Below are 12,743 nucleotides of genomic sequence, written 5' to 3' on the forward strand. Positions count from 1 at the left end.
ACAGGCCCTAGTCCGCGACCCGTCCTCGCACGCCGTCCAGCCACTTGTCGCCGTGGCGGTCCGCCGCGGCGTCGTCGCGGAACGCGTAGGTCTTGAGCAGCCACCGCTTGCGGGCCTGCGCCGGGTCGTTGATCTCGATCTTCTCGCGGCTGTGCAGACCGTCCTGGTTGGACAGGACGAAGAGGTCGCGCTCCAGGATGCGGTGCCGGACCTTGCTCGCCTTCGCCAGCGCGTTCTTCATGGCGATCAGCGCGTCCTTGGCCTCCACCGGGCTGCCCGGCGCGGTCGTGGTCGCGGTGTCGAGGTAGCGGAAGCTGTGGTCGTTCTCGAGGATCGGGTGCGCTCCGGAGTCGGTCAGGCTCGCGTTCTTGTCCTTGGAGAACACGTCGAACGGCGTGATGTAGAACGGTTCGCGGAGGAGTCGCTGCTCCTGCTCGCCGAGGTGGACGAGCATCTCCCGGCCGTCGATGAAACCGGTGTAGATCAGCTCGCCCTCCGGGCAGCGCATGCCGAGCAACGCGATGTAGTCGGCGCGGACCTCGTGCGCCGTGCGGTCGTTGTGGAAGTAGAGCTCGCTGTCGCTGTAGCCGGTGAGCTTTCCGCTGTACTTGTCGAACGCGACCACGTCGGTGAAGAAGTCCCCGCGGTTTCGGGCGTAGGCCAGCAGCGGGTTGCCCATGAGCTTGCCGAACAGCTCCAGCAGCGTCTCCCCGATGAACGTCTTCTTCTCGGCGTGCTTGACCGACACCGGGTCCTCGTTGCCGAGGTCCGGCAGTTCCGCGTCGATCGGGACGTTGCGCAGGACGTGCGCGTCGACGGTCCCGCTCTCCCGGTCCGCGCGGATCCGGGCGCAGACCTCGAGGAAGAACGCCGGCACGTCGCCCCTGTCCACCAGGTCGGCCACGGCCTGCGAGAACGCCTCGTAGTCGTCGTAGGGGTTCTTGTCGACGTCGCCGAGAGCGCGGTAGAGCTCCTCGTACTGCTCGTCGGTGAAGATGTGGATCGGCTTCATGGTTCCTTCCCTGCTCTGGCGGAGATCCTGAGAACAAGCTTCGCCACCGGGGACGGGCGAGTCATCGGCCGCCGGAGGAATCGGGATCCTCCGCGTCTTGCCTTAGGTGCAGGAGGTGGAGTCCGGTGGAAACGAGGTACACCGCCTAGTCCGCCGGTGGAGCCGGATTCCCCTTCGGTGCATTGTCTTGCTGCTCGCGAAGGTCGTGTGGTTGCCTCGACGTGAATCGACACACCGGATGCGCGGGGGAAATCGCATGGGTACGACGATGGCGCAGAAGATCTGGGCCGGACACGTGGTGCGCAGTGACTCGTCGGGCGAGGACCTGCTCTACATCGACCTCCACCTGCTGCACGAGGTGAACACACCGCAGGCGTTCGACGGGCTGAGGGCGGCGGGCCGCACGGTGCGCCGCCCCGACCTGACCGTGGGCACGGAGGACCACAACACGCCGACGACGTCCCTGACGCGCGGAATTCTCGACCCTGCCGCGCGCAGGCAGGCCGAGCTCATGCGGGCCAACTGCGCCGAGTTCGGGATCCCGTTGCACCGCCTGGGAAGCGAACAGCAGGGCATCGTGCACGTGATCGGGCCGGAGCTGGGACTCTCCCGGCCGGGCATGACGATCGTGTGCTGCGACTCGCACACCACCACGCAGGGCGCGTTCGGCGCGCTGGCGTTCGGCATCGGGACGAGCCAGGTGGAACACGTGCTGGCCACGCAGACGCTGCCGATGTCACGGCCTCGGGACATGGCCGTCACCATCACCGGACAGCTGCCCTTCGGGTGCACGGCGAAGGACCTGGTGCTCGCGCTGATCGCCAGGATCGGCACGGCCGGGGCACAGGGCCACCTCGTGGAGTTCCGCGGCGAGGCCGTGCGGGCGCTGTCGATGGAGGGACGGATGACGTTGTGCAACATGGCGGTGGAGGCCGGTGCGCGCGCCGGAATGGTCGCGCCGGACCAGACGACGTTCGACTACCTGCGGCTCCGTCCCGGCATGCCGGCCGACTTCGACGCCGAGGTCGCCCACTGGCGCACGCTGTGCACCGACGCCGACGCGGTGTTCGACAAGGAGGTCGTGCTGGACGCGAGCTCGCTGCGCCCGCACGTCTCCTGGGGCACGAACCCCGGCCAGAGCGTGCCGATCGACGCGCACGTGCCGCATCCGCACGAGTTCGCCGGCGCGCAGGAGCAGGCAGCGGCCGAGCGGGCGCTGGAGTACATGGATCTCAAGCCGGGCACGGCGTTGCGGGACGTGGCGGTGGACGCGGTGTTCATCGGCTCGTGCACGAACAGCCGGATCGAGGACCTGCGCGCGGCCGCGGAGGTGCTGCGGGGACGGCGCGTCGCCGACTCCGTGGAGATGATCATCGTGCCCGGCTCGGCCGCGGTCCGCCGCCAGGCCTGCGAGGAGGGGCTGGACGAGGTGTTCGCCGCGGCCGGCGCGGACTTCCGTGCGGCAGCAGGGTGTTCGATGTGCGCGGCGCTGAACGAGGACCGCCTGCGACCGGGTCAGCGGGCGGCGTCCACCAACAACCGCAACTACGAGGGCAGGCAGGGCAAGGGATCGCGCACGCACATCGTGTCGCCGCCCGTTGCCGCCGCCACGGCCGTGCGCGGCCGGATCGCCGCCCCCGCCGACCTCTGACCGCCTTCCCACGCCTCCAGGAGCGCACCCGTGCAGCAGTTCACCGTCCACACCGGAACCGCGGTTCCGTTGCGGCGCAGCGACGTGGACACCGACCAGATCATCCCCGTCCGCTTCCTCACGCTCTCCGAGCGCACCGGTCACGCCGACTCGCTGTTCGCCGACTGGCGGGAGGATCCCGGGTTCGTGCTCAACCGGCCCGTCCACCGGGGATCGACGATCCTGGTCGCGGGCAACGACTTCGGCACGGGATCGTCACGTGAGTACGCCGTGTGGGCGTTGCTCGACTACGGCTTCCGTGCGGTGATCGCCCCGCGGTTCGGTGACATCTTCCGCGGCAACGCGCTGCTCAACGGCCTGCTCCCGGTCGTGCTGCCGGCCGCGGTGGTCGAGCGGCTGTGGCAGGCCGTGGAAACCGATCCCGCGGTGCCCGTCACCGTCGACCTGGAACGGCTCGAGGTGCGGTGCGGACCGCTGGCCGAGTCGTTCAGCGTCGACGCGCGTGCCAGGGAGCGGCTGCTCACCGGCACCGACTTGATCGGCGCCACGCTGACGCACGCCGGCGACATCGAGACCTACGAAGCGAACCGCCGCCCCACGCTGCCCGTCACCGGGGGCACGCGGTGAGGTTCACCCAGTGCGCTGCCTTCGTCGCGGTCGCCGACGAAGGCAGCTTCACCAAGGCCGCCAAGGCGTTGGGCGTCTCGCAGTCCGCCGTCAGCCACGCGATCGCGGGACTGGAGTCGGACCTCCGGTGCGAGCTGGTGCTGCGCGGTCGCGCGGGCGTGCGGCTGACCGATGCCGGACGCGACGTGGTCGTCCACGCCAGGGCCATCGTGACGCACGCCGAACAGATCCGGCTGACCGCCTCGGCGGTCGTCACGGGACTGCGCGGGACCGTGCGGTTCGCCACCAGCCAGACCTTCGCCGGCAGACTGCTGCCCGTGCTCCTGGAGGAGTTCCGCACCCGGTTCCCCTCAGGGGAGATCGTGCTGCGCGAGGGCACCGACCAGCAGATCGCGGCGTGGTTGCGGTCCGGTGCCGTGGACGTCGGCGTGGTGACGTTGCCGAAACCGGACCTGGTCACGACCCCGTTGTGGCGGGACGAGCTGTGCGCGGTGCTGCCCGCGGGGCACCGCCTCTGCGGGCAGACCGCGGTGCGGGCCGGCCAGCTGGCGGGCGAGCCCCTGGTGCTACCGGTCGGCGGGGTGGAACCCCTGCTGCGAGCGGTCCTGCTGGCGGAGGGCGCAGAACCCGCTGTGGCGTACCGCATCCGCGACCTGCACGCACTGCTCGCCATGGTCTCCGCCGGCGTCGGACCGACGGTGCTGCCGATGTCGTTGCTGCCCGGCGGGATGTCCGGGGTGGCGGTCGTCCCGCTGACGCCGGCGCTGACGAGGACGGTCGCGCTCGGCGTCCGGGAGACCGCGAGGAGCACTCCGGCGGTCTCGGCGTTCGTGCGGCTCGTCCGCGAGCTCGCCCGGCGAGCCGTGGACGAGCCGCTGAGCGCGTGAACCGGTCCGCACCGACCGGTTCACGCGTCCGGTCAGCCCAGCGGCCGGGTTGCAGCGGTGCGCACCCCGAGCACCGTGCAGCCGGCGACGCTGGTCACCTGGTGCACGCTGCCGGGCTCCTCGACGATCAGGTCACCGACTCCGTAGCGGTCGCCGTTGTCGTTGACGAGTTCGCCCTGCAGCACGAACATCAGCTCGTAGCCGAGGTGTTCGTGCAGGTCCCCGTGAGCGCCCGGCTCCATCCTCGTGAGAAAGGCCGTGGCGTTCTGGGGATCGCCGGTGGTGAACAGCGGGTGGATCTCCACCCCGGCGCGACCTGGTTGTTCCCAGCGGGTCCACTGCACGGCGTCGAGACCGGCGGACAGGACGTCCCGCAGGACGCGGACCGATCGGAGCTGGGTGTCGGTCATGGTGTTCCTCCTCGTCAGCCGGCCGGAACCGGTGATGTCATGGCGTGGACGGCGGTCAGCGCGTGCCGGGCGATCGCGTCCGCGTCCTTGGTGAACTCGTTCCACGGTCCGGGCCTGCCGCTGCCGACGAACGTGAACCAGCGGGTGTGCTCGGCCGGCACGCCCAGCACGTAGAGATCGGTGTCGGGCCTGCCGTGGCGGTCCAGCGGGTGGAACGGGCTGCGCGTGACCGCGACGCCACCGGTGTGGAACGCGTTGTCGCCCTTGCCGTTGGTGAAGCCGTTCCAGATTCCGCGGCGCACGAGTGCCCGCGTCAGCGGCGAGCTGTCCAGGTACACGTTGGGATTGGCGATGCGGGCGTCGATCAGCGTCCGCACCTCGACCCTCGATCCGGCGACGGCGGGCGAGGACAGCACGAACGCGTTCCGCCCGCGGTCCACCGAGAACTCCGCGTCGGGCCCGACCAACCTCAGGATTCCGGCCTTGCGCAGCGCTTCCGCCTGCCTGATCCGCACCAGCGGCGGGCCGGCCGCCAGCAGCGAGCTGCGCGGCGAGAACCAGGTGAGGAAGTCGCGGTGCGTGTCCGGCGTGAGCCCGCCGAAGTCGGTGATCTCGCGCACCACCCAGCGCGTGTCGCGCAGCACGTCCAGCGCGGCCTTCAGCGGCGAGGCGTAGTTGCCGCGCACGGCGTGCTCGATGTCGGCGCGGACGTGGTCGTCCAGCGCACGTTCGAACTCGGCCCGCGACGCGAAGGTCCGGCCCGCGAACGGACGGGCCAGGCCCTCGAAGTCGAACGGCGTCAGGTGCCCGAGGCCCTGAGCGAGGGCGATCGGCCTGATGTCCGGCGGTCGCGCGCCGGTCGCCGCCACGACGGCCGCCGTGAACTCCGCGGCCGCCTCGGCTCCGAGGGTTTCGCGCACCTCGGTCAGGTAGTAGACGTACTCGATCTCGCCGAGGATCCACGGCAGCACGTGCGCACCGAAGTCGATCTCGCCGAACACCCGGCCGCGACAGACGTTCTCGGTGGTGAAGAGCGTCGGCCGGAACTTGAGCGTCGCGGGCTTCTGGTTGATGCCGCGCGCGGACAGGGCGATCCCGCTGCGCGAACCGCCGGCCAGCAGCGGTTCCCGGCCGCTGGCCAGGTACCGCAGACCGTCGCCTTCCTCGACGAACCGCCCACCCCTGCCGACCGTCAGGGCGAGCATGAGGTCGTAGAAGGTGAGCCCGAGCCCGAGCAGCCCCACCGCGGAGCCGTCGGGGATGGTGTCGAGCGGCATCGTGACCGCGGAGTCGGCGGCGAAGTAGCGCAGGTCCGGTCGTGTGGCGGCGAACTCCTCGAACTCGCGGAACATCCCCACCTGGTGGAGCCTCGGGTGCCCGGTCGTCAGCACGACCTTGTCGACCAGCAGGTGATCGCCGGTGGACAGGTCGAGGCGGTACCCGAGCGACGTGGGCTCCAGGTCCTCGACCGCCGCCGTCACCCGGTGCAAGCGCACCGTGGGCGGCAGCGAAGCCTCGATCACGTCCGTGACCCACCGCATGTACTTGCCGTGCAAGGCCCTCGGCGCATAGCCCGTACGTCCCTCGAACCCCGGGGCATGCGCACTCCACCACTCGGCGAGCGACGGCCCCGCACCCGGCCGCGCACGCCCCTCGTCCGGAGGCCCGGAGAACATGGTCACCTCACCGCAGGGGGTGTTCATGAGGAACCACTCGGGCTGTCCCGACTGCCAGATGCGGCCGCAGCCGACCTCGACCGCGTCCACCAGGTACACCGTGACCGGCACCGCCGGCGCCTGCTCGTTCATCCTGGCGACGAGCCGTTCCAGCACCGCGAGCCCGCGGGGCCCGCTGCCGACCACGGCGATCCGAAGCGGTCCGAACGCCTCCATGGACACACCTTCCCCGAGTCCTGCAACCGCCGAGAAAGCTATGACCGGCAGGCGGGCACCGGGAAGAAGAACTCGTTCATGCAGCCATCTGGTTCGCTCATGCAAGATGCGCCGACAGATTTCCCGCCGGTGTCCGGCACGCGAATAAGTTGAGCGGCATGACCAGTTCACCGGCACTTCTCGTGCTCGATCTGCTGAACGACATCGTGCACCCCGACGGCCAGTACGCCTCCCACGGCTACGAGCAGCAGGTCGCCAGCCGGGGCGTGCTCGAACGGGCCGCCACCGCGATAGCCCGCGCACGAGCGGAGAACATCCCGGTCATCTACGTGGTGGTGGGATTCTCCCCCGACTTCTCGGAATGGCCGTCGAACTCCCCGGTCTTCGCCGAAGCGAAGGACGCGGGAAAGCTGGTCATCGGTACCTGGGCGACCGAAGTGCACGACGCCGTGAAACCCGCCGAAGGCGACGCCGTGGTCGTCAAAAGGCGCATCAGCCCTTTCTTCGGCACGGAGCTGGACCTGGTGCTGCGCACGCGAGGCGTGAACACGTTGCTGCTCACCGGCGTCTCCACCGATCTGGTCGTGCTGGCCACAGCACGAGATGCCCACGACCGCGACTACGCCGTGCAGGTGCTGGCGGACGCCACCGCCTCCGCCACCTCCGACCTGCACGAGGCGGCGCTGCGACTGATCGCCCGAACCGGCACCGTGACCACGGTGGACGAGGCACTGCCGCCCAGGTGAACGGGTCGCAGACGGCGTGGGTGCCCCCGGTTCGCACACCCCGTGACCGACTTCGGGAGTGACCCACGCCGGTGGCCTCGCCGACCGCACCCTGCCTGGGCTCGGCGGCCGGATGTTCATCTGGCCGGAAGGCTCCGGTGAGGGCGAGGTCTGGCACCACCGATCCGACGGCCGCTGTCGGTTCGCCGTGCACAAGTCCGCAGACGTCCCCGGTCCCCGCACGAGCGGTCTGCCAACCCCGCGCGACCGGCATCGTTCCAGGTGAACGGCTTGATCGAACCGGGGGCCGGTCGAAAATATATCGGTTTTATATGTGCCTGGCCGAGGATGTCCGGCATGTCGGATCGTCTTGGACGTCGTGGGTTCCTGGCCGTTCTGGGCGGGATCGCCGCAGGGGGTGTGCTGGTCCCCGGGGTGGCGGCCGCCGCGGGGACCGCGGACATGGAGCTCGTGGTCCTGGCCGCGCAGTGCGACCCCGTCAAGCCCGACACCGGGCTCACGCCGGGTGCCGGGGCGAGCGTGCGGCTCGTCGAGCAGGCGCTCGTCGCCGAGGGGCTGCTCGCCGCGCAGTACGTCGACGGGCACTTCGGCACGGTCACCCGCACCGCCTACGGGCGGTGGCAGGAGTCGCTCGGGTACGCGGGCGCCGCCGCCAACGGGTTTCCCGGCCGGGCATCGCTCACCGCGCTCGCCAACGGGCGGTTCACCCTCACCCGCACCCTCACGCCGGGCGCGCGCACCACGTTCCAGGGCTTCCCGTTCAACGCGCGCACGGTCGCGATGCTGCGGGAGGCGCAGCGGCTCTGCGGAGTTCCGCTCGTCGTGGAACAGGGCTCCTACTCCCCCGGCGAGGACCCCACCTCCGCCGGCACGCACGACGGAGGTGGCGCCGTCGACCTGGACGCCGAGGCGTTGACCTCGGCGCAGCGCACCGCGCTCGTGACGGCGCTGCGGCGGGTGGGGTTCGCGGCGTGGCTGCGGCGACCGAGCCAGGGCAACTGGCCGCTGCACGTCCACGGCATCGCGGTGAACGACACCGACCTGTCGACACCCGCGCAGAAACAGGTCGGCCAGTACTACCTCGGGCGCGACGGGCTGGCCGGCAACGGCCAGGACGACGGGCCCCAGGTGACGAAGGTGACGTGGGAGCAGTACCTCCGCGCCGCCTGACCGCTCGAGAATCCCCGCACCAGTGAGGAAGCACATGCCCAGACCACGGACATGGACACGAATGGCCCTCGCCGCGGCTGCCGCGGTGCTCGCCGCCGCGAGCCTCACCGCGTTGACGGTGACCCCGGCGGCCGCGGCGGCCAGGGACGGCGTCTGCGACAGCGGCGAGTTCTGCTACTTCTACAACAGCGACCACGCGGGCTCGGTCTCCGACTTCGCGGGGTCGATCTCCGACTACGGCTCCACCCAGCCCTCCTGCTACGACTTCAAGAGCGCGGGCGCCGGGCAGGGGCTGTGCGTCAAGAACAACGCCGCGTCGGTGTGGAACCGCACCGGCGGCACGGTCCGGGTGTACTTCAACTCCGGCTACGCCGGCGCCACCCAGGACTTCGCGTCCGGCGCGAAGACCAACCTGAACTCGACGCTGAAGAACAACAACGCCTCGCACCAGTTCAACCCCGGCACGACCGGCCGCTTCTGGCTGCCGTTCCCCTGCGGGGAGACCTGGGCGGCGAGCACCCGCTCCGGCCACAGCCCGGCCAACGCCGTCGACTTCAACCACTACCCCGAGGACAACGGCTACAAGGTCTACTCGTCCGCGCCGGGCACGGTGTCGAAGGTCGCGAACCTGGGCAGCACCTCCTACGGGCGCTACATCGTGATCGACCACGCGGGCGGCTGGCAGACCCTGTACGCGCACCTCAGCTCGCAGGACGTGTCCGTCGGCCAGTCGGTGTCCGAGAAGACGATGATCGGCCGGGTCGGCAACACCGGTGGTTCCACCGGCCCGCACCTGCACTACGAGCAGAAGCTCAACGGCTCCGTGCAGCGGGTGACGTTCCGGGACGGCAACCCGACCTACTGGGGCACGCGCGACCTCGCGCGCAGCACGAACTGCCCGTGACGAACGGATGACCGAGTGCCCCGGCCGCTGCGGTCGGGGCACTCGTCCGAGACCCCCCGGGCACCGGTCAAGCGACCCAGTCGGCTTGGACGAAGACGGCGAGCATGTCGCTGTTGCGCACGCCGTTGGTCGAGAAGGAGCCCTCGACGCCCACCCAGCCGCGGAACGTGCCGCTGTCGTCGAGGATCTGCAACAACGGCTTCACGTGCGAATTACCGGTGTAGCACGGCTCGTCGCGTTCCATCGCCAGGCAAGTGCACCAGTGCCACAGCGCGTCGCGGCGGTCGCCTGAGTTCACCCGGCCGAGGTAGTACTGCAGGGAGCTGACGTTCGCCGGGGTGCCGCCGCCGTAATGCGGGCAGCCACCGGCCGCCTGGCACACCTTCGTCGACGAAGGCTGGAAATAGGTCAGGCACCAGGTCACCGTCGTGCAGGCGGTGAAGGAGCCGACCGCGAACGAACTGGTCACATCGCTCGCCGTACCAGCCGTCCAGCCCTTTCCGACATAACGGAGACCACCCTGGTGCGATTGCACGCTCGACATCGCACGACGGTCGGTCAGCGCCGCGTTGCTGCCGTAGCCATAACCGCTGTTGACCCGCGTGGAACTCACGAAGTTCAACCGCGCCAGCGCCTGCTGGGTGTCCACTGACCACTTGTCCGTCCAGGTCGGCGACCAGGTGATCGTGACGGTCTGCTTGCCATCTTGGGTGCCCAGCACGTAGGTGCCCTGCCGGACGTCGTCAGGAGCGCCGGTGAACCCACCCGCCGTCATGATCTCGCACGGGCGGACCTTGTCGGTCGCCTTCGGATCGGTGGACGAGCACGACGAGTCCGGTGTGACCCCGATACCGGTCCGCTGAGTGGGCTTCGTCTGCTCCCACACGTACATGCTCGCTGACACCTTCCCGGTGGCCGCGTCGAACGCGTAGGTGCCCAGCCGGAACCAGTTGGCGGTCGAGCCGGTGGTGAGGCTTCCGGTTGACACCACGAAGTTGGCCCGCCCGCCGGGAAGCTCACCGGCCGCGGCGGCGGGGACCGCGGCGGGGGTCGCGGCGGCCAGCAGCGCGATCACGAGGAGGGAGAAAACCCGCTGGACGAACCGCGGCGAAGATTTCGCGGTCCCGCCCGTGATGCGCCACGTCCTGCGGAGCAGGCCTTTTCGTTGGTCCTTCTGCATGACGGCTGAACCATCCCATCTCTGGTGTTCGTGTCACCGCGGGCAACAGAATGAGACAACAGGAGAACGCATTGCCATTCCGTTTCCCGCAACCAGATACCGAAGGTCACTTCACTGATTTGCTCGCACAACGCTCATCAGCTTTCCGAGCAGGTCTACATTTTCCCTACACGACCGCCCATGCCCGTTGATGCGGTTTCAGCGGAGAGCGCGGGCGATCTCGGCGATGCCCGCCGGGCCGACGCGGCAGCAGCCGCCGATGAGGCGTGCGCCCCGTTCGGCCCACTCCGTCACCGCGAACGACTCCACGCCGCCGGACCACGCGCGTGCGGCGGAGTTCCACTGCTCGCCGGTGTTCGGGTAGACCACGACCGGCAGCCCGGTCACCGCGCGGGCGGTGGCGACGGCTCCGGCGACCTCCTCGGGCGCTGAGCAGTTGAGGCCCACGGCCACGACCTCGTCGATGCCCTTGACCAGGCCGAACGCTTCCTCCAGCGACTGGCCCGCGCACGTCTTCCCGTCGCGCACGCTGTAGGACAGCCACGCCGGCACGCCGCTGCCCGCGACCACCCGCAGGACCGCCTCCGCCTCCTGCGCGTCCGGGATCGTCTCGACCGCGAGCAGGTCGGGTCCGGCGTCGGCGAGCACCTCGATGCGGCGGCGGTGGAACCGTTCCAGCTCGTCGGTGGTCCTGCCGTAGCGGCCGCGGTACTCCGAGCCGTCGGCCAGCACCGCGCCGTACGGGCCCACCGACGCGGCGACCCAGCGGGGGCCGTCCACTTCGGACGCGGCGGATCGGGCGATCGACACGCTGGCCTTCATCAAGCCGACGGTCTGCTCATCGGTCAGACTGCGGCGGGCGAACCCCTCGAACGAGGCCTGGTAGCTGGAGGTGATCACGACGTCCGCGCCCGCGCGGAGGTAGCCGGCGTGCGCCGCCCTGACCGCGTCGGGGTCGGAGAGCAGCAGACGGGCCGTCCAGAGCTCGTCGGACAGGTCGTGACCGGCCTGCTCCAGCGCGGTCGACAGCCCGCCGTCGAGCACGACGACCCTGTTCGTGAGCACGTTCACCAAGTCCACCAGCCGAGGATACGCACGATCCGGTAACGTCCAATTCAGACAAATCGACCACCAGAGGAGAGGGCACCTGTGCTTGAGATCAGCGGACTGACGTGGGCGGTCACGATCGGGGTGATCGTCGTCCTGCTGGCGGTCGACCTCGTGCTCGCCGCCGCCCGCCCGCACAAGGTCGGGTTCCGCGAGGCCAGCCTGTGGTCGGTGTTCTACATCCTGGTCGCGGTCGGCTTCGGCGTCTGGTTCATGCTCACGCACGGCGGTGGCCCCGGCACGGAGTACTTCGCCGGCTACATCGTCGAGAAGAGCCTGTCGGTCGACAACCTCTTCGTGTTCGTGATCATCATGACCACGTTCCTGGTGCCCGAGGAGCACCAGCACAAGGTGCTGACGTTCGGCATCGTGCTGGCGTTGATCATGCGCGGCATCTTCATCGCGGTCGGCGCCACGCTGCTCTCGCTGTTCTCGTTCATGTTCCTGCTGTTCGGCCTGTTGTTGATCTACACGGCGATCCAGCTGTTCCGGCACCGCAACGAGGACCCCGACGTCGAGAACAACGTCGTCGTCACCACGGCCCGCAAGCTGCTGCCGGTCACCGACGACTACGTGGGCGGCAAGATCTTCACCCGCGTCGACGGCCGCAAGATGGCCACTCCCCTGTTCGTCGTGCTGGTCGCGATCGGTGGCGTGGACCTGCTGTTCGCGCTCGACTCGATCCCCGCGGTGTTCGGCGTGACCGAGGAGCCCTACATCGTCTTCACCGCCAACGCGTTCGCACTGCTCGGCCTGCGCGCGTTGTTCTTCCTCGTCAAGGGCCTGCTCGACCGCCTGGTGTACCTGTCGGCCGGTCTCGCGATCATCCTCGCGTTCATCGGCGTGAAGCTGATCCTGCACTGGGCGCACGTCGACATCGACCCGCGCGTGCCCGAGGTGCCCACGCCGCTCAGCCTGGGCGTGATCATCTCGATCCTGGTGGTCGTCACCGTGGCCAGCCTGGTCAAGACGCGCAACGACCCGTCGGTCAAGGCGCACCCCGGTTCGCTGCGCGGCAGCGGCAAGGAGCAGTCCGAGGAGAAGTGACCCCGTCCCCCGCGCCTAGGCCGTGTTTTAGATGTGGCGTAGCCAGATGTTGATGGCGGCGATGTGGACGGTGGCCTGGTAGCGGATGGCGAGTTTGTCGTAGCGGGTGG

Annotated in this window: 12 protein-coding genes; 7 read left to right on the top strand and 5 right to left on the bottom strand. The window is 69.6% G+C overall.

The genetic code is table 11. The features are described from left to right. Positions 1-7: 7 nt before the first annotated feature. Positions 8-1,012: a TauD/TfdA family dioxygenase gene (locus tag ACZ7CD_RS32855; protein WP_360389186.1), complete on the bottom strand. Its 1,005-nt coding sequence runs from the start codon at positions 1,010-1,012 to the stop codon at positions 8-10. A gap of 256 nt (positions 1,013-1,268) precedes the next feature. Between ACZ7CD_RS32855 and leuC the strand changes: the two genes are divergently transcribed. Genes leuC through ACZ7CD_RS32870 form a run of 3 tightly spaced genes read left to right on the top strand, consistent with a single transcriptional unit; the run spans position 1,269 to position 4,177 of the window. After that, positions 1,269-2,663 carry a 3-isopropylmalate dehydratase large subunit gene (gene leuC / locus ACZ7CD_RS32860; RefSeq protein ID WP_470380440.1) on the top strand — a complete coding sequence of 465 codons (1,395 nt, stop codon included), beginning with the start codon at positions 1,269-1,271 and terminating at the stop codon, positions 2,661-2,663. Between the two features lie 30 nt (positions 2,664-2,693). Further along, positions 2,694-3,290: a 3-isopropylmalate dehydratase small subunit gene (leuD, locus tag ACZ7CD_RS32865; RefSeq protein ID WP_360389191.1), complete on the top strand. Its 597-nt coding sequence runs from the start codon at positions 2,694-2,696 to the stop codon at positions 3,288-3,290. After that, a complete protein-coding gene (locus ACZ7CD_RS32870) occupies positions 3,287-4,177 on the top strand; it encodes a LysR family transcriptional regulator (RefSeq protein ID WP_360389193.1) in 891 nt (296 codons plus the stop codon). Before leuD ends, ACZ7CD_RS32870 begins: the two co-directional genes overlap by 4 nt. Positions 4,178-4,209: 32 nt before the next feature. On the opposite strand, the gene ACZ7CD_RS32875 is transcribed toward ACZ7CD_RS32870, so the two are convergent. After that, positions 4,210-4,587: a cupin domain-containing protein gene (locus tag ACZ7CD_RS32875; protein WP_470370485.1), complete on the bottom strand. Its 378-nt coding sequence runs from the start codon at positions 4,585-4,587 to the stop codon at positions 4,210-4,212. Positions 4,588-4,601: 14 nt separating this feature from the next. Then, complete coding sequence (locus ACZ7CD_RS32880) at positions 4,602-6,479, bottom strand: FAD/NAD(P)-binding protein (protein ID WP_470373705.1); 1,878 nt, start codon at positions 6,477-6,479, stop codon at positions 4,602-4,604. A 158-nt stretch (positions 6,480-6,637) separates the two neighbouring features. Here ACZ7CD_RS32880 and ACZ7CD_RS32885 point away from each other — a divergent pair, with 158 nt between their 5' ends. The 3 genes from ACZ7CD_RS32885 (at position 6,638) to ACZ7CD_RS32895 (ending at position 9,299) form a co-directional block, all read left to right on the top strand. Continuing rightward, positions 6,638-7,225 (top strand): cysteine hydrolase family protein, encoded by a 588-nt coding sequence (locus tag ACZ7CD_RS32885; RefSeq protein ID WP_360389200.1) that lies wholly within the window; start codon positions 6,638-6,640, stop codon positions 7,223-7,225. Between the two features lie 336 nt (positions 7,226-7,561). Next, positions 7,562-8,395: a peptidoglycan-binding protein gene (locus ACZ7CD_RS32890; RefSeq protein ID WP_360389203.1), complete on the top strand. Its 834-nt coding sequence runs from the start codon at positions 7,562-7,564 to the stop codon at positions 8,393-8,395. 61 nt (positions 8,396-8,456) lie between these two features. Beyond that, complete coding sequence (locus ACZ7CD_RS32895; protein ID WP_360389206.1) at positions 8,457-9,299, top strand: peptidoglycan DD-metalloendopeptidase family protein; 843 nt, start codon at positions 8,457-8,459, stop codon at positions 9,297-9,299. 67 nt (positions 9,300-9,366) lie between these two features. Here ACZ7CD_RS32895 and ACZ7CD_RS32900 read toward each other — a convergent pair whose 3' ends face one another. Both ACZ7CD_RS32900 and mmuM read right to left on the bottom strand, forming a co-directional pair. Next, a complete protein-coding gene (locus ACZ7CD_RS32900) occupies positions 9,367-10,479 on the bottom strand; it encodes a hypothetical protein (RefSeq protein ID WP_360389209.1) in 1,113 nt (370 codons plus the stop codon). A 198-nt stretch (positions 10,480-10,677) separates the two neighbouring features. Further along, entirely contained in the window at positions 10,678-11,559 is an 882-nt protein-coding gene (gene mmuM / locus ACZ7CD_RS32905) for a homocysteine S-methyltransferase (RefSeq protein WP_470370483.1), read from the bottom strand. A 69-nt stretch (positions 11,560-11,628) separates the two neighbouring features. Here mmuM and ACZ7CD_RS32910 point away from each other — a divergent pair, with 69 nt between their 5' ends. After that, positions 11,629-12,633, top strand: coding sequence for a TerC family protein (locus tag ACZ7CD_RS32910; RefSeq protein WP_470380441.1), 1,005 nt, complete (start codon positions 11,629-11,631; stop codon positions 12,631-12,633). The last annotated feature ends 110 nt before the right edge of the window (positions 12,634-12,743 follow it).

The sequence above is a fragment of the Lentzea sp. NPDC036949 genome, from assembly GCF_055608075.1.

What these genes read in the sequence shown, in the direction of transcription:
- ACZ7CD_RS32880 (WP_470373705.1), bottom strand. Translation starts at nt 6,479, where the DNA reads ATGGAGGCGTTCGGACCGCTTCGGATCGCCGTGGTCGGCAGCGGGCCC.
- ACZ7CD_RS32855 (WP_360389186.1), bottom strand. Translation starts at nt 1,012, where the DNA reads ATGAAGCCGATCCACATCTTCACCGACGAGCAGTACGAGGAGCTCTAC.
- ACZ7CD_RS32885 (WP_360389200.1), top strand. Translation starts at nt 6,638, where the DNA reads ATGACCAGTTCACCGGCACTTCTCGTGCTCGATCTGCTGAACGACATC.
- leuC (WP_470380440.1), top strand. Translation starts at nt 1,269, where the DNA reads ATGGGTACGACGATGGCGCAGAAGATCTGGGCCGGACACGTGGTGCGC.
- ACZ7CD_RS32875 (WP_470370485.1), bottom strand. Translation starts at nt 4,587, where the DNA reads ATGACCGACACCCAGCTCCGATCGGTCCGCGTCCTGCGGGACGTCCTG.
- ACZ7CD_RS32895 (WP_360389206.1), top strand. Translation starts at nt 8,457, where the DNA reads ATGGCCCTCGCCGCGGCTGCCGCGGTGCTCGCCGCCGCGAGCCTCACC.
- ACZ7CD_RS32890 (WP_360389203.1), top strand. Translation starts at nt 7,562, where the DNA reads ATGTCGGATCGTCTTGGACGTCGTGGGTTCCTGGCCGTTCTGGGCGGG.
- ACZ7CD_RS32900 (WP_360389209.1), bottom strand. Translation starts at nt 10,479, where the DNA reads ATGCAGAAGGACCAACGAAAAGGCCTGCTCCGCAGGACGTGGCGCATC.